At 48.1% G+C, this 16127-nt stretch carries 11 protein-coding genes and 2 pseudogenes; 2 read left to right on the forward strand and 11 right to left on the reverse strand.

Going from position 1 to position 16127, the window contains the following annotated elements:
• Nucleotides 1-10 precede the first annotated feature (10 nt).
• From AC3G3F_RS02175 to mpl, 5 genes are all read right to left on the reverse strand, one after another.
• Nucleotides 11-1288 carry an HlyD family type I secretion periplasmic adaptor subunit gene (locus tag AC3G3F_RS02175; protein WP_254888680.1) on the reverse strand — a complete coding sequence of 426 codons (1278 nt, stop codon included), beginning with the start codon at nucleotides 1286-1288 and terminating at the stop codon, nucleotides 11-13.
• The gene (locus tag AC3G3F_RS02180) at nucleotides 1275-2594 is read right to left on the reverse strand and encodes a TolC family protein (protein WP_023248637.1); all 1320 of its coding nucleotides are present in this window, start codon (nucleotides 2592-2594) and stop codon (nucleotides 1275-1277) included. Before AC3G3F_RS02180 ends, AC3G3F_RS02175 begins: the two co-directional genes overlap by 14 nt.
• Nucleotides 2594-3847, reverse strand: a complete 1254-nt coding sequence (locus AC3G3F_RS02185; protein WP_488394364.1) for a hypothetical protein — start codon at nucleotides 3845-3847, stop codon at nucleotides 2594-2596. Before AC3G3F_RS02185 ends, AC3G3F_RS02180 begins: the two co-directional genes overlap by 1 nt.
• Nucleotides 3844-4395 (reverse strand): hypothetical protein, encoded by a 552-nt coding sequence (locus AC3G3F_RS02190; protein WP_023248639.1) that lies wholly within the window; start codon nucleotides 4393-4395, stop codon nucleotides 3844-3846. The genes AC3G3F_RS02185 and AC3G3F_RS02190 overlap by 4 nt, the downstream gene beginning before the upstream one ends.
• Before the next feature lie 255 nt (nucleotides 4396-4650).
• Nucleotides 4651-6018: a UDP-N-acetylmuramate:L-alanyl-gamma-D-glutamyl-meso-diaminopimelate ligase gene (gene mpl / locus AC3G3F_RS02195; RefSeq protein WP_053529610.1), complete on the reverse strand. Its 1368-nt coding sequence runs from the start codon at nucleotides 6016-6018 to the stop codon at nucleotides 4651-4653.
• Between the two features lie 174 nt (nucleotides 6019-6192).
• Here mpl and fbp point away from each other — a divergent pair, with 174 nt between their 5' ends.
• On the forward strand, nucleotides 6193-7191 hold the full coding sequence (gene fbp, locus AC3G3F_RS02200; protein WP_023248641.1) for a class 1 fructose-bisphosphatase: 999 nt from the start codon (nucleotides 6193-6195) through the stop codon (nucleotides 7189-7191).
• Nucleotides 7192-7288: 97 nt separating this feature from the next.
• Here fbp and AC3G3F_RS02205 read toward each other — a convergent pair whose 3' ends face one another.
• From AC3G3F_RS02205 to AC3G3F_RS02215, 3 genes and pseudogenes are all read right to left on the reverse strand, one after another.
• Nucleotides 7289-8401 (reverse strand): methyl-accepting chemotaxis protein, encoded by a 1113-nt coding sequence (locus AC3G3F_RS02205; protein WP_023248642.1) that lies wholly within the window; start codon nucleotides 8399-8401, stop codon nucleotides 7289-7291.
• 66 nt (nucleotides 8402-8467) lie between these two features.
• A pseudogene (locus tag AC3G3F_RS02210) lies at nucleotides 8468-8853 on the reverse strand (ABC transporter permease subunit); the annotation flags it as partial.
• Nucleotides 8853-9191: pseudogene (locus AC3G3F_RS02215) on the reverse strand (substrate-binding domain-containing protein); the annotation flags it as partial. The pseudogenes AC3G3F_RS02215 and AC3G3F_RS02210, both read right to left, overlap by 1 nt.
• A gap of 306 nt (nucleotides 9192-9497) precedes the next feature.
• On the opposite strand from AC3G3F_RS02215, the gene ppa reads away from it, so the two are divergent.
• Nucleotides 9498-10028 carry an inorganic diphosphatase gene (ppa, locus tag AC3G3F_RS02220; protein WP_000055079.1) on the forward strand — a complete coding sequence of 177 codons (531 nt, stop codon included), beginning with the start codon at nucleotides 9498-9500 and terminating at the stop codon, nucleotides 10026-10028.
• Between the two features lie 146 nt (nucleotides 10029-10174).
• Here the strand turns inward: ppa and AC3G3F_RS02225 are convergent, their stop codons facing one another.
• From AC3G3F_RS02225 to tamA, 3 genes are read right to left on the reverse strand one after another with little or no spacing between them, the layout of a single operon-like run.
• The gene (locus tag AC3G3F_RS02225; RefSeq protein WP_053507672.1) at nucleotides 10175-10519 is read right to left on the reverse strand and encodes a gamma-glutamylcyclotransferase family protein; all 345 of its coding nucleotides are present in this window, start codon (nucleotides 10517-10519) and stop codon (nucleotides 10175-10177) included.
• A 2-nt stretch (nucleotides 10520-10521) separates the two neighbouring features.
• Nucleotides 10522-14301 carry an autotransporter assembly complex protein TamB gene (gene tamB / locus AC3G3F_RS02230; protein ID WP_488394366.1) on the reverse strand — a complete coding sequence of 1260 codons (3780 nt, stop codon included), beginning with the start codon at nucleotides 14299-14301 and terminating at the stop codon, nucleotides 10522-10524.
• A complete protein-coding gene (gene tamA, locus AC3G3F_RS02235; RefSeq protein WP_023248647.1) occupies nucleotides 14298-16031 on the reverse strand; it encodes an autotransporter assembly complex protein TamA in 1734 nt (577 codons plus the stop codon). Before tamA ends, tamB begins: the two co-directional genes overlap by 4 nt.
• Nucleotides 16032-16127: the final 96 nt, after the last annotated feature.

The following is a 16127-nucleotide window of genomic DNA, read 5'->3' on the forward strand; positions in this document are numbered from 1 at the left end:
ATAAAACTCCTTATCGATGGTCAGAAGGTAACGGCTCTGAGAGCGCCCCTTTAAATGTTTTAGCAATAGGTGACATAAGATAATCAAGAATCGTATGCTTACCAGTTATAATATTTGCATCAACGATCATTCCCGGTTTAATATTTGATAAAGCACTGTCGGAAACATAAAACTCAACCATAACTTTATAATATTCTTTCAACCCGGCATTATCCTTAGATTCAATAATATCAGGGCTAATACTTTCAATTATTGCCGGATATGGTTGACGCCTGGAGTTTACAATTGACTCGATTGAAATTGTTGTTTTTTCACCAACAAAAATTTGATCGCGGTACTTCGGATTAATTTTCACCTCAGCCCTGATATGCTTATCAACAGGTTTAATCTCGAATAACATTTCTGTCGGTGAAATAACCCCCCCAATAGTCATCGCATTTTTATTTACATTATATATAACGCCTTCAACAGGGGAGTGAACAATATTCTCAGAACGTTGTAAACCGATAATTTTTAGCTCAGCATTCAAGATTGACAAATCATTTTCACTATCTTGTAGTTTTTTTTGAATTGAGTGTAAATAGTCTTGCCTGATGGTCGAGATCTCGTTACCTTTAAGATCAATAAAGTTATTTTTACTAACAATTTGATTATTTATTTCTGAAATCTCAGATTGAAGACGAACAGCACTTTGTTTTTTAACTAATAAATTACTTAGTGGACTTATACCTTTTTTCACCAATGGTTCAATGATGTTTATTTCTTTAGCGCTCAGGTTATATTCTTCTTTTTTATTTTTTACTTCTTCCTCAAGACCATGAATTTCACTTTCAGCACCTTTACTTTCACTTTGCTTTGACTGTATTTGATCATTGATAGTCTTCGAATTACTAATTATTTCAGGATCATCAACATTTGCATAATTAAAATAATCAATTACATTTAAATTATTTGAAATAAAATATGAAAGATCATTGATCTTTTTCTGAAGTTGCTTCGCTTTAACTTTCTTTTGTTCGAAATCCTTATCTATATCGTGGTTAATTATCTTTGCCAGTTCTTGTCCTTTATGAACATAATCGCCTTCATGGCAGTATAAATCCGCGATTACGCCCCCCTTACTCAGTGAAACTACCTGAGAGTTTGAACGGTTAACAACATTACCTTCCCCGTGAACAACCGCATTAATTTCAGCCGAGGAAGAAATGCCCAACAAAATAAGCAGAAAGACAATAAGCCACTGCATCATACGAACTGAGTGTATGGAGTCCACATCAACGGTATACATTTTCATTTTCATTAATAGTTTTTATTAGCATATCACCTAATAACATTTGATCTAAATTGGCTGTGTATACCTGATATTGGCTTTCAATAATTTCTGAGCATGCGCGAAAGAGTTCACTACGGCTAGTGACCAGATCAAGTAAAGATTTTTGACCAATTTTAAACTCCTGCTCATAAAGAGATGTCAAATCTCGGGCATTGCGGCATGATTGATTTGCCAATTTTAAAGATTCAATACCAGAGCGATACTGCGCGGCATTAGATTTTATTTTCAGCGTAACTTCTTTAAGTAAATCATCCCGGTCTGCGAGAGTCTTATTCAACATATCGCGTCTTTTGTTAGCATCAGAAACATCCTTAAACCCATTAAAAATATTCCAGCCAACTTTTACTCCAACTCGAAATTCATCTTTATAGTCATCAATATCAGAATCATTTGATGGTGTGTTGTCTGTATAGCCAGCCTGGAAGTCCACTGTTGGAAAGAATTTATCTTTTGATGCTATATACTCTGCTTTTGCAGCATCAATTTTTTTATCTGCACTAAGAACTTTAGAATTCTGCTTCAATATAAGTGATAAAAATGCTTCACCATCCATATTAAACCTGTATTTACTAATTGCCGATGGTACACTAGTCAAATTATTTCTGGATATCCGATCATTAGTATATATATTTAGCGTATTAAGTTCATCATCAAGCTTTTCGTTAACATTTATCTTTTGGACATTTAATGAATCAATTGAAGCCTGTATTTTTTTTAGATCTGACTCGGTCGACTCGCCAGATTTCACGAGATATTCAAAATCATGCAAGCGGTCATGATAGTAGCTCAATTCATTTTGGATAATATCCAGTAGTTCTTTTTGTTTATTCACGGTTAAGAAACTTTTCGTCACTTTCCCTGCAATTTCACTCTCACGATCCAGATATATATAATTTGCAGAACTCCATTCATTATTACTCTCATCGATTAACTGATCTCTTACACCAAAATCAAGTATGCGATAATTTAGCATGATCTGATTTTTTACATTGTCTTCAGTGGTGCGCGTAGAGCCTTTCTCATATGCACGAGCAACCTCTGATGTCATATCTAATGTCGGATATAATGATGACTTTGCGATATTAATATCTTCTCTTTTTGCTTCAGAACCCCATTTTGCTGAGGCCACAGAACTTGATGAAGTAATCCCATCCTTAATCAAAGTTGATAGCGCATAGATATTTTGCCCTGAAGAAAACGATGGCATTGAGAAAAGCGATGCAAAAGCAAATAATGCATAATTAACTTTAGATGTTGACATTATTTAGTAACCTTACTTGTTAAAGCTTTATGCATTTCTACTAATTTTTCAAACAAAGGATAAAATGTTGAATGACTTGACTCCATTTCTTTTAAGAGAATATCTGCATACATTTTATTTTCAGTTGCATTTTCTTTTAGCATGTCAAGGTGTTCAAGATGGTTTTTTTCCTGTTGCCCACTAATACTGTCTATTTCTGCCGCTATCGATAAATTTCCTTTGAGGATATCATTGCATTTATTGCTATATTCCTGGTGATTTTTCATCTGCAAACAAATACCTTCGCTAATCATTTTTTTTGCAGAATCAATACCAGACTTAAGGATAACCTGTTCCTGACTCAAAATTACCAAAGCATCATTAATACTTGAAAGGCAAGAGTTGATACGGGACATATTCATATCAATCCCAGACAATACCTCAGCAGTAATATTATATTGTTTATCAGTTGTGTTATTTAGATTAATTACCTGTTCAAGAATACTATTAATACCCTTTGCAATAATTCTGCCTGTATTAACTTTGTTATTATTTAAATCTATTTGCTCATCATTTCTCTTAAGGTATTCAATTGACATCTCTCTTAAACAATAAAAAAGTGAATTGTAGGCGCTCCGACACATAATTGTCTGTACGCCTAAGAGGATGGCACTAACTACGCCATAAATAGAAGCCACAAAAGCAATATTCATCCCACGAAGTGGGGCAGAAAGGGATTTCATGATATTAACGATAACATCTAATATCTCGCTACTGTTTACGCCCCCACCTCCAAGGCCTGATTTGTCTAATAAGACAACAACAGATGCAACCGTTACAGACAAACCAAAAAACGTGCCAAGCAGCCCCATCATGGTTGATGTATTCATACAAGTGTGAATCAATGACAACCTTTGCGTTTTTGTCTTAAAGGCGCTTTCATTGGCACTTGATATCAATGAACCTGCATTGGGGTATTCAGCGGAATAAAAAACCTTATTAAGATTAGAGATCAATCGACAGTTTTTATCTCCATCCCCACTACTTAAAATAAATCTGGCACGTCCAACTTCAACTATCGAGTAGAAACTAACAAAAGCACCAATGCTATAAATAGTAAGAATTGCAGTATTGAATATAGCACTCGCTCTGTATGTTGAGAATATATATCCTCTTAGATAAGGAGAAAATAAAAACATAGCGGGAATTAATGCAACGACCAAAGATAAAATTGGAATTATAAGTATGCTGAATTTATTCTTTATTGAAATCATTTCGTTCCCTTGTAGATTATTATTTGCCCATTACTGCTATTTGAGCCTGGTGCCACTTCAATTGAAAGCTTCAATTCATGTTTATTAATTTCAAGAGATTTTGCCAGCAAGACAGCTCTCTCATAGGCAATTTTAATTTCATCAGATACAGGCAAGTTATTGCCGTTTGTCGCCACAATGCTGACATGATCTTCACTACCAATCCAGTCAACTATCTGCTTTAGTTCATTTTCTGATATCTGCCACTTATTGGGATCATAACTAATAATGACTTTATCTTTACTAAAAATTAAAGATGAATGATTAGTTGCGTCCTTAATAAAAACACCATCTTTTGAGACGCTATATTCTTTTTTATTTTCAACGCTTACAGTTTCAGACTGGCTGTTTTGCTGCACTTCAGCTTTAAACTGAGCATAAACTTTTTGTGAACTCTCATACATTACGACCATACTATTCAATATGAATAGAAGCGTCAGAAAAATAAAGATACTTAATACTGTCGAAAATGCATCAACAAATGTTGGCCATGGGTTGCTTTCTTCCATAAAAATGACCTTGCGTTAGAGTAAAATTAATAGCACTATCATCCATTGTGGGACTTATATGTTCAAGGAATGCAGAAGCTTGAAGTATCATTTTCAGAATAAATTAATATAAGAATGGGATGTTTAGAAGGGGTGCATTCACTAGGATTATGAATGGTGACGATTTTAAAATATATTAAGAGATCAACTTAAAAGGTATATTAAATAATATTACGCACTATAAAGATCACTTTATAGTGCGTTAATATAATATTGTTACAACAATGCCTTATTCGCCAGGCCATCCAACAATTTCTGATGGATGCCGCCGAAACCTCCATTGCTCATCACCAGAATATGATCGCCAGGCTGTGCAGTTTTCACTACCATATCCGCCAGAGTATCGACATCGCCATTCCAGTGAGCAGGCTGTACGCAGGCGTCCGCCACTTCCGAAACCTGCCACGGAATATGCGGCGGCTGAAGCAGGAAAACTTCATCCGCACGCCCTAACGACGGCGCCAGGTCATCCTTGCATAACCCCATCTTCATGGTGTTAGAACGCGGCTCAAGCACCGCAATGATACGCGCCGTACCTCCGACTTTACCGCGTAAGGCCGCCAGCGTTGCCAGAATCGCCGTCGGGTGATGGGCGAAATCGTCATAGACCGTTACGCCGTAAGCTTCCCCGCGCAGTTCCAGGCGGCGGCGGGCGTTAATAAATGACCCCAGCGCGCTGGCCGCTTCAGCGGGCGCGACGCCCACGTGGCGCGCGGCGGCAATCGCCATCAGCCCATTATGCATATTGTGCTCGCCCACCAGTCCCCATTTCACATCGCCGACTTTTTCGCCGTCCAGCCACACTTCCCACTCGGAAGCATCGGTAGTCAGCTTCTTCGCCTGCCAGTGCCCCTGCTCGCCCACCAGCTCCTGCTCGCTCCAGCAGCCCAGCGCCATGGTTTGTTTTATATTGATATCGTTTTCGGGCCAAATGATCCGTCCCTGCCCTGGCACAATGCGCACCAGATGATGGAACTGCTTCTGGATCGCTTTCAGATCGTCGAAGATGTCGGCATGATCAAACTCAAGATTATTGAGGATCAACGTACGCGGGCAGTAATGCACAAATTTAGAACGTTTATCAAAGAACGCGCAGTCGTACTCATCCGCTTCGATAACAAAGAACGGACTTTCGCCCAGCCGCGCGGAAACCTCAAAGTTGCCCGGTACGCCGCCGATAACGAATCCCGGCTTGTACCCGCACGATTCCAGTATCCAGGTCGCCATGCCTGCGGTCGTGGTTTTACCGTGAGTACCGGCGACCGCCAGTACCCAGCGATCGCGCAACACAAAATCGTGCAGCCACTGTGGACCAGACATAAAGGGAATGTTTTTTTCCAGTACCGCTTCCACGCACGGATTCCCGCGCGTCATCGCATTGCCGATAATCACCAGATCCGGCTGAGGATCGAGCTGGCTGGCGTCATAACCCTGAATCAGATCAATCCCTTGCTTCTCAAGTAAAGTACTCATCGGCGGATACACATTGGCGTCCGACCCCGTTACTTCATGACCAAGCGAGCGAGCGAGCATCGCCAGTCCACCCATGAAAGTGCCACAAATTCCCAAAATATGAATGCGCATACGTCACTATCCTTTTTTTATCTGCGAGACATTTTACGCACATGTCTGGCAAGTGAGAAACGCATTTCAGGTAAATCTGTACTTTGCTGGCGCGATTCACCTGAGCGCATCATCTGAAATGTTTGTTAAGATTGTTACGGTCGCTTTACTCCAATCAATTGCAGGGAAAGTGTTATGAAAACGTTAGGTGAATTTATTGTCGAAAAGCAGCACGAGTTCTCTCAGGCTACCGGTGAGCTCACTGCTTTGCTGTCGGCAATAAAATTGGGCGCCAAGATCATCCACCGCGATATCAACAAGGCCGGTCTGGTCGATATCCTGGGTGCCAGCGGTGCTGAGAACGTACAGGGCGAGGTTCAGCAGAAACTCGATCTGTTCGCGAACGAGAAACTGAAAGCTGCACTAAAAGCGCGCGATATTGTAGCGGGCATCGCATCGGAAGAAGAGGACGAAATCGTCGTCTTTGAAGGCTGCGAACACGCGAAATATGTAGTGCTGATGGACCCTCTGGATGGCTCTTCTAACATCGACGTTAACGTCTCTGTCGGTACGATTTTCTCAATTTATCGTCGCGTGACGCCCGTTGGCACGCCGGTCACCGAAGAAGATTTCCTGCAACCCGGCAACAAGCAGGTCGCTGCGGGATATGTCGTGTATGGCTCTTCCACCATGCTGGTTTACACCACTGGCTGCGGCGTACACGCTTTCACCTACGATCCGTCGCTGGGCGTGTTCTGTCTGTGCCAGGAACGTATGCGTTTTCCGGAAAAGGGTAAAACCTACTCTATTAACGAAGGCAACTACATTAAGTTCCCGAATGGCGTGAAGAAGTACATCAAATTCTGCCAGGAAGAGGATAGTTCAACAAGCCGCCCTTATACCTCGCGTTACATTGGCTCTCTGGTGGCCGATTTTCACCGCAACCTGCTAAAAGGCGGCATCTATCTCTACCCGAGCACCGCCAGCCACCCGCAGGGAAAACTGCGTCTACTGTATGAGTGCAACCCGATGGCGTTCCTCGCGGAACAGGCCGGCGGCAAAGCGAGCGATGGTAAAGAGCGTATTCTGGATATCATCCCGGAAAGCCTGCACCAGCGCCGCTCATTCTTCGTCGGTAATCGCCATATGGTTGAAGATGTGGAACGCTTTATCCGGGAATTCCCGGACGCGTAATCCGTTCGGGCAAAGGCCCGCATGTAGGCCGGAGAAAAAGCGTGGCGTTGCCGATTGCCGGATGGCGGCTTCGCCTTATCCGGCCTACAATTTGTGGTTACGCCGTTTGCAGTTTAAACGTGGCAACAGCCTCCACTAATACGTGCGATTGTTCCTCCAGAGAGCGCGTTGCGGCGGATGATTGTTGTACCAACGCTGCGTTCTGCTGCGCCGTTTCATCCATCTGGCTGACGGCAATATTGACCTGCTCAATACCCCGGCTCTGCTCGCGGGACGCATTAGCGATTTCGCGCATCAATTTAGTCATGCGTAAAACTTCGGTCGCAATTTCATCCATGGTTTCGCCAGCCTGCTGCGCCAGCTCGCTTCCTTCGCCCACCTGTGTTTGCGAATCACTAATCAACGTGCGAATCTCTTTTGCCGCCTCGGCGCTACGGCTGGCTAAATGACGAACCTCTCCGGCAACCACGGCAAAGCCGCGCCCTTGTTCACCTGCGCGCGCCGCTTCTACTGACGCATTCAGCGCCAGGATGTTAGTCTGAAAAGCAATGCCGTCAATCACACTGAGAATATCGGCGATGCGATTAGAACTCCCTGATATATCGCGCATTTTTTCGATAACGTAGCACACCATTTCGCTGCCGCGATCGGCGGTATCAGACACGGTTTTCGCCAGTTGATGTGCTTGTTCCGCGTTTTCCGCATTCTGCTTCACCGTTGCCGTCAATTCTTCCATGCTGGCAGCAGTCTGTTCGAGCGATGTCGCGGTCGACTCGGTTCGCGTAGCAAGATGAACATTACCTGCCGTTAATTCCCGGCTACCGATGTCAATCTGTGAACTGGCATCACGCACGCGCCTCACGGAATTGCTCAGCGCGGCGCGCATATCCGCCATCGCGGTATTAAGGCGGTTAAACTCGACGCAGGCAGGTTGATAGTCAACAGGCGTTAAATCGCCGGTCGCCAACCGCTCTAGCTGTTCCACTACGTTATCCAACGGATACAGCAACTTATTACGCAGCATCAGCCACATCACCCATAACAGGCCCAGCGCAACCAACGTTGCGGCGCTCATCACGCCATAGTATGCCCAGGAGGTGATAACACGCGCTGAAGCATAGAGTCCCATACTCCCCGTTAGCAATAAAAGCAGCGTCAGGGAAGACAATAACGCCAGCAAGCTGGCTCGAATAGAAAGGATTTTTGGCATTGTTATATTCCAGTTGTAGAGTTGAATTTGGCTTAACAAAACCTATCGACTACAACCGAAAAAAGTTTAGCTATTGTCGGCTATACGCCTCACCGGCGAACTCTGGCGATGCTCCCACAGTACCGTTAGTCCTCGCTGTAGCGCGATAAAAATAAATAACAGAACGCCGATAGCGATTTTTGTCCACCAGGAACTTAGCGTACCATCAAAGATAATATAGGTCTGAATCAGCCCCTGGATAGCGACGCCAAATAACGTCCCCAGTACCGTACCTACCCCGCCGCTCAGCAGCGTACCGCCGATCACCACCGACGCAATGGCGTCCAGTTCCACCCCGACGCCCGCCTGGGTATAAATGGAAAATACGATCCCGGCAGCGTCGCTAAACCGGTCGACAACATATAAATACGAATCATGACGCTTCGCATGGAGATTCCCATCAAATTCGCCGAGAACGATCGAGTAGAAAAACCGGGATCTCCGCATCCTTAGCCTCTTTGAGTACCGGCTCCCAGCCAGTCGCCACTATCGGTGCAATGAAGATCGCATCTACGCCCTGGGCCACAAAAGAACGTACTGCTTTGATCTGATTTTCCTGCTTTTGCTGACCGTCGGCGATCTTCAGCGTAATGCCGCGTTTTTCAGCCTCGCTTTTCGCCACATTCGTTTCCGCAGTGCGCCAGCCGGATTCCGATCCAACTTGCGAAAATCCTATGGTTAAGGGAGCGGCGAACGCCATAGACGGCATGGCTGCCGAAACTGTTGTCACTAAAAGTAAGCGCTTCCACATAAGGGCATCCTCGTAGGGGAATTGTATTGGCGAAAAAACCATCGCGGGAAAAACCATAGACAATCACCCATGTAACAAATTGCGCTACATCACACCTCAAAAAAGCAAATGCAATGTTAATTAAATGTTTATATTTATTCCCATTTTCCTATTAAAAAAGCGGCTAAACTTATGGACTTTCTTGTCATAAAAATGACAAGCAACGCACGCGTGAAGAGAAGTGAAAACAAAAACAAGCGAAGACTTTCGGCGTGAGTTGGCTATAATACTCGCCACTTGTTTGTCATAAATTCAAAGGAAACAGACATGAGCTTACTCAACGTCCCGGCGGGTAAAGAACTGCCGGAAGATATCTACGTCGTTATTGAGATCCCGGCTAACGCAGATCCGATCAAATACGAAGTTGACAAAGAGAGCGGCGCGCTGTTCGTTGACCGCTTCATGTCCACCGCGATGTTCTATCCGTGCAACTACGGCTACATCAACCATACCCTGTCTCTGGACGGCGACCCGGTAGACGTTCTGGTCCCGACGCCGTACCCGCTGCAGCCAGGCGCCGTCATCCGTTGCCGTCCGGTTGGCGTACTGAAAATGACCGACGAATCCGGTGAAGATGCGAAACTGGTTGCCGTACCACACACCAAACTGAGCAAAGAGTACGATCACATTAAAGATGTGAACGACCTGCCGGAACTGCTGAAAGCGCAGATCACTCACTTCTTCGAGCACTATAAAGATCTCGAAAAAGGCAAATGGGTGAAAGTGGACGGATGGGACAACGCCGAAGCGGCTAAAGCGGAAATCGTTGCCTCCTTCGAGCGCGCAGCGAAGAAATAAGTCTTTGGTTGCGGAAAAACCCTGAGCGCCAGTTATCGGCGCGTCAGGGTTTTTTTATACCTGCCGGATAGCGTAGGCCTGATAAGCGTTAGCGCCATCAGCCTGGATGTAAAAAAACAACGCCACCCGAGGGTGGCGTGTTCAGTTCAGGGCTGGTTTCTGTCTAACCAGTCACCGCTTTCAATCAGAGTTAATCCATCCACAGGACGTTGGTATACATACATCCATGCGCTGCCGTACGGTGTCAGGATTAACTGGCGTGCGTATTCACCGCCCCTGGTGCGCAAAGCATCAAGTTCGGCCAGCGTGGCGTTATCAATTCGATAAACTTCGCCGTGTACCGATCCGTTTCCCGGAACAGCGCCTGGATAGTGGCCCAGACTATACAACTGGTAGTTATCGATACGGTAATCGCCAAGCAATTGGGCATTGGTCATCCAGTGACTGTTGCCTTGTTTCTGTCGTAAACTGCCATAGACAAATATTCGCATTGCTAAAACTCAAACTGATAGAGCAAATCAAGTGCCTGATCTACGCCAGACACTGCTTCCAGATATAGCTTAGGCATCAGGCGATAACGTAACGTGAGCGTCGCCAGAGAGTCAAATATCCCTACACCATACTTCACCTGTAGACCCGGCAGTACATAGCCGCTGACCACGACCTGAGACGAATCGCCCACCCCTTGCGTATCCAGCGCCAAATTACTTACGCCAAATGTCTCTCCGATTTTACCCACAACCTGACCACTTTGCGCAACCCCCAGGCCAATAAGCATGGAGGTCATTGCCGCGCTATCGCTCTGATTGCTGTCCAACCCCTGCCCACGCAGCAGATAAGAAAGCGCTTCAGCCTGCGGCATCGCTGGATCGGAGAAGATTTCCGCCTTGGGTTCATCAGCAGTGCCTGTGACGCGCACGCCCGCAATGACATCGTCTTCGGTGGCGTCAGGGTTACGGATCGCTTCGATATTAAGCAGCGGCTGATCCGGCGGGCCGGAGAACAGCAGCTCGCCTTTACGGACAAGCAGGTCCTGGCCGTAGGCGCGGAATCGGCCGTCAGGAATATTGATTTGACCATTCAGCCCCAGCCCCTGCTTATCCTGCGCAACTTTCAAATCGCCGGTCAAACGCGCTTTAAGCCCGAAGGCGTCGATGCGCACGTTGTTGCCGACGTGTACCGTCAGATTACTGTTGATGGGAATAGACGCTGTCTGCGGCGTTTCTGGTTGCAGGTTATTGTTGAGCATGACCACATCGCTGGAGACGCCGACCGCGCTCTCCGGTAGGTCATGCACCACAATTCGCGCCCACGGAACGTCCACACGACCATCCAACGTGAACAGTGAGGGCGTCGCGTCAAAGACCACATCCGGCGAGACATCCAGGCGCACCATCGGCGGAACGGTAATCCGCACCCGGCTGCCTTTCGCCGTCACCCGCGCGCGCCAGTTGTCAATCTGACTCCAGTCGGCGTTGCCGTTCAGGTTAATTTGCCCTTGTTGCGTTCGCACGATACCGGCGAGCGTCGAACGCGTACCGCTAAAGTTCATGGTGAACTGGCTCGGCTGCATCTCAAACGGCATAAAATTACCGTCAATATCCAGCGCGCTAAGCTGCAACTGACCAAACAACTGCGGGCTTTGCACATCACCGCCCAGGCGTAGTCTGGCGTTTAACATTCCCGCCGCTTTTTCGCCACGCGAAAAGATAGGGTTGACCATCGCCAGATTGATATTGCGCATGTTGACGTTACCGCCGAGATTGCGCCGCCCCTGAGGATCGGTTACCTGCACCTGGCCATCGAATTGACCATTGTTCGTCAGGCGAATCAGCCATCCCAGCTCGGCGCGATTATTGTGCAGATCGGCATTGAGGTTCAGCGTTTCAAACGCGACCGGTAACGGCGCGTCATTGACGGTCTGCGTAACCTTCACGTTACGACCGGAAAGCGTGACCTTCCCCTGCGGCAATCCTTCTTTGGTGGTGTCCCACGACACGTCCGCTTTCCCGCTAAAGATCCCGCTGGCCTGAGTGGTATCAGGCATAAATGGCTTCAGCATCGCCAGATCAAAGCGGTTGAGATTGACCACCGCTCGTCCTGCGGCGCCCGCATCAATGGTTTGCGGTATGCACAGCTCGGCGTTCGGGTTCAGCCAACAATGTGGCCCGATACTGATTTTCTGTTCTTTATTGCGGTAGTCCAGCGCAATCGCGCGGGTCAACGACCATGGCCCCACTGGCGTCTGGAAGCGGGTGTCGCTTAACGTCCCTTTCCAGCGCGCCGCATCGCGATCGAAACTGCCACTCAGAGAGAGTTGGCCGGATACCGGCTCTCCCTGAACGCGGAGCTGTAGCTGATGCTGCTTCTCGCTGCCTTTGGCGTCAAGCGTCACCAGATTGATGTTAACATCGGGCTGCGAAATCCGCTCTACGCGAACGTTGAGATGGCCCGCTATCTGATCGGTGGATTTAATATCGCCCTCGATGCGCGCCTGGGCGATAGACAACGCCTGCCAACGCAGACCGCGGGCGGTGATATCCGCCAGCAACTGCGGCGCTTCTACCGTACCGCGGACTTTAACGATACCTTTTGCGGTGCCGCCCAGCCCTGGCAGCGCATTATCCAGCCCTGGCGCATCGATGGTGGCATCAAGATTCAGCTCCTTAACGCCAAGCTCGCCTTTTACATCGGCGCTGTTTGGGCCCAGCGCAAGGTGCAGCCCCGGGATCGTCCACTGCATGTAGCTGTTGCCCTTTAGCGTCCCGTTGACGTTAACGTTGTTCTGCTTCACATTGCCGGTCAGCTTGAGCTCCGGAACATCCATCTGCCAGGTACCGCCGTAGAGACTGCCTTTGGTTTTCATTACGCCGTTAAGCTTCGCGGGCCAGTCCGGGATCTCTTTGGCGGTATTGATGCCATTCAGCGTCAGTTCACCACGCCAGCTAATCGCCTGCTGCCAGTCTACCAGCGCTTTCAGTTCAGTTTTGCCTTCCAGAACGGCGACGGTAAGTTTATCAAGATTAATCTGCCGCTCATTCCCTTTGGCATCCAGCGTAATGGTCGCAGGCGGAATATCTTGTCCTTTCACGGCGGTTCGCATCGACAACGTATAGTCGGTCATCTTACCGCTCAGTTTGAGCTTCAGATCGTCAGCCTGAAATTGGGTATCGCCCGTGAACGGCCAGGCAATACGTTGGCTGACGACTTCAAGATTGAGCGGTAAACCGGCCTCCGCCAGCCGCGTCTGGGCGCGAAGCGCGACATCCATCGGCCCGGAAAGGTTCACCCCAACCTCCAGTTGTTCGCGTAGCGCGCCGCCGACCTTAAGTTTTATCTTTTCACCCTTTAGCGGATCGATATTCAGCGTACTGTTGAGCGTAATATCGACCGGCCAGTTATTGGCGAGCTGCGCCGTACCGGAGGCTTTCACCGTGCCCTGGTTGGCGTCGATATCCAGAGTATCCAGCTTCATATTACCGTCGATACTGCTGACTTTAAGCAGCATCGTGCGCACCGTGAGATCGGTATCGCCGGTAACGCGTAGCTGCTCGCCGCGAAATGACTCGATATTCAGATTGAGCGGCAGGTGAACATCGGTCATCTCCGGCATTACCGGTTTTGCAAACAGATCTTTTAGCGTTTCGCCAAGCGGCTTTTCATCTGGTTGAGGTTTCTCGATTTTAGGTTCAACCACCTCTTCCTGCGCCACGTCGGCGACCTTCGGCAGCGCAATCAGCAACCCCTGAAGCCGCGTCGGTTTCAGGGTCAGGTTTTTCTCCTGCCATGTCAGCCCGGAGGTAAAATCCAGCACCGAAACGGTAGTGCCATCAATCTTGATATTGATGTTATTCAGCGCCACGCGCGACAGCGTGATGGGCCAGGGCGTGGAGAGGTTCAGCGGTCCGCTTTCTTCCTCTTCTTGCGCCGGTGCGGAAGGCGGCATTTTTTTGCTGTCGATAGCGACATTAATGTCTTTTAGCGCCAGATCATTGACGCACAGGCTACTGTGCCACAGGCAACCAAGCCCGACGGCCAGATGAATTTCGCCCGCATGTACCGCGACGCCCGGCTGCTCATAGCGGATATTTTTCAATGATAAATCCCGCCAGCCACCGGTGGCCTGCCCAATTTCCAGCCCCGGCACCCAGCGGTTCGCCGCACTGAACACCAGATGCAGCCCCGTCGTCGTCCCGACCAGAAACGCGACGCTCGCCAGTAACAGCACAATGAAAATCAACACCCCGAGGCTTATTTTCTTCCATAAACTCATAATTCAGGCCCCAGACCGATATAAAACTGTAAACCGTGTTCGTCTTTGTCGCCGACCGGTATGGCAAAATCGAGTTTGACAGGCCCAACCGGCGACGCCCAGCGCACGCCGACCCCGGTCCCGGTTTTGAAATCGCTACGGCGAATATCACTCACCGCCTCGCCGCTATCGACAAATACCGCCCCCCACCATTTGCCGGTGACGTTATACTGGTACTCCAGCGATCCGGTTGCCAGTTTTGAGGCACCTTTAAGATTGCCGTCGCTGTCTTTAGGCGAAATAGATTTGTATTTATAGCCGCGAATACTGCGATCGCCCCCGGCGAAGAAACGCAAATCCGGCGGAACTTTGTCGAAGTCACCGGTTTCTATCCAGCCCAAATTGGCGCGCATCACAAAACGGTGGCGATCGTACAAAGTCCGAATCCAGACGTTTTGCGCCTGTAGCACGGAGAAATCCACGTCGGAACCCCAGGCCGTATTCGAATAGTCTACCGAGTAGCGCTGCGAATCGCCCCAGGTTGGCATCAGCCCCCCTCGCGAGCGGGTTCGGCTGATCATCACACCCGGGTAGAACAGCATGGTGGTATTGGTGACGTTCCCCTGGGTAAAGTGGTCGAAACTCCAGCGCAGGTTAATCGCCCGCTGCCAGCCGCTGGAAAGGTCCCAGTAACGCGAAACGGCAAGCGTGGTCGAATCCTGCTCCGTATCATTCAAATCGGTACGTTTAAAACCGCCTTGTACCAGATAGTATTGCTCCAGCGGATTTTTCAGCAGCGGCATTTTATAACTAAAATCCAGCACCTGTTCCGGCGCAGAAATACTGGTGCTGGTGGTCAGACTATGACCGTAAGAGTTCATCCACGGCTTTTTCCACGACGCTTTCACGCGCGGCCCGACGTCGGTGGAGTACCCCACCCCGGTTTCAATCGTGTTTTCGGTTCGCGGCGATACCACGCCTTTTAACGGCAGAATTTTTGTTTTACGGGATTTCTCAAATTCCGGCGCCACGACGACAGAATTAAACCATCCGGTAGCGGAAAGTCGGCGGTTTAGTTCCGCCAAATCTTTCGACTCGTACTCATCGCCCTCTTTAAACGGCAACAGATTTTGTAAATATTCATCACGAATCTGCGAACCTTCGAAGGTGACATGTCCGAAGCGATAGCGCTCACCGCTATCATAATCAATATCCCAAAACGCCTGATGACGGCCCAGAGCAATTCCCAACTGGCTTTTAACGAATTCGCTGTCGAAATAGCCTTTACGTAGCGACACGCTGGTTAACGACTTTTTAAAATTGTCATAGTCTCCCTGGTTCAGCACCGTACCGATTGCCGGACGCGTTTTCAGTAAGGCCAGATAATCTTTGTCCGTACGCGCGCCGCCGCGTAAAATGACTTCTGTACCGCCAATCAGCACCGGCTGGCCGGGCGTAACTTTGGCGATTAATACCTGCCGTCCTTTCGCAGGCGGCGGAAGCAAGTCGAAATTGATAGTGGGTTCGTAATAGCCTAACGCTTTAAGCCCTTCGCGAATCGCATCATCAACTCGAGCGCGAAAGCGCCGATCCGGCGTCACCTCGTCGCTTTGAATCGTAGAGAGCTGTGCGCGAACGTTTTTTTCCAGTTCTCCGGATAGCCCTTCGACTTTCAGACGAACATTTGCGGCTACCGCAGAACTGCTCAGGCACAGTAAGCTAACCCAACATAACTGACGGATATGTGGCACATTTTCTCCTGAATATCCCCTATTCCCACCCCTGGAAAAAATCACACTACCGCTCCGCGGCTTAACATAAAATCAACAATCGCGATTGAAAAGCAG

It is taken from the genome of Salmonella sp. FC25216 (genome assembly GCF_057751355.1).

What these genes read in the sequence shown, in the direction of transcription:
- AC3G3F_RS02175 (WP_254888680.1), bottom strand. Translation starts at nt 1,288, where the DNA reads ATGTATACCGTTGATGTGGACTCCATACACTCAGTTCGTATGATGCAG.
- AC3G3F_RS02180 (WP_023248637.1), bottom strand. Translation starts at nt 2,594, where the DNA reads ATGTCAACATCTAAAGTTAATTATGCATTATTTGCTTTTGCATCGCTT.
- AC3G3F_RS02185 (WP_488394364.1), bottom strand. Translation starts at nt 3,847, where the DNA reads ATGATTTCAATAAAGAATAAATTCAGCATACTTATAATTCCAATTTTA.
- AC3G3F_RS02190 (WP_023248639.1), bottom strand. Translation starts at nt 4,395, where the DNA reads ATGGAAGAAAGCAACCCATGGCCAACATTTGTTGATGCATTTTCGACA.
- mpl (WP_053529610.1), bottom strand. Translation starts at nt 6,018, where the DNA reads ATGCGCATTCATATTTTGGGAATTTGTGGCACTTTCATGGGTGGACTG.
- fbp (WP_023248641.1), top strand. Translation starts at nt 6,193, where the DNA reads ATGAAAACGTTAGGTGAATTTATTGTCGAAAAGCAGCACGAGTTCTCT.
- AC3G3F_RS02205 (WP_023248642.1), bottom strand. Translation starts at nt 8,401, where the DNA reads ATGCCAAAAATCCTTTCTATTCGAGCCAGCTTGCTGGCGTTATTGTCT.
- ppa (WP_000055079.1), top strand. Translation starts at nt 9,498, where the DNA reads ATGAGCTTACTCAACGTCCCGGCGGGTAAAGAACTGCCGGAAGATATC.
- AC3G3F_RS02225 (WP_053507672.1), bottom strand. Translation starts at nt 10,519, where the DNA reads ATGCGAATATTTGTCTATGGCAGTTTACGACAGAAACAAGGCAACAGT.
- tamB (WP_488394366.1), bottom strand. Translation starts at nt 14,301, where the DNA reads ATGAGTTTATGGAAGAAAATAAGCCTCGGGGTGTTGATTTTCATTGTG.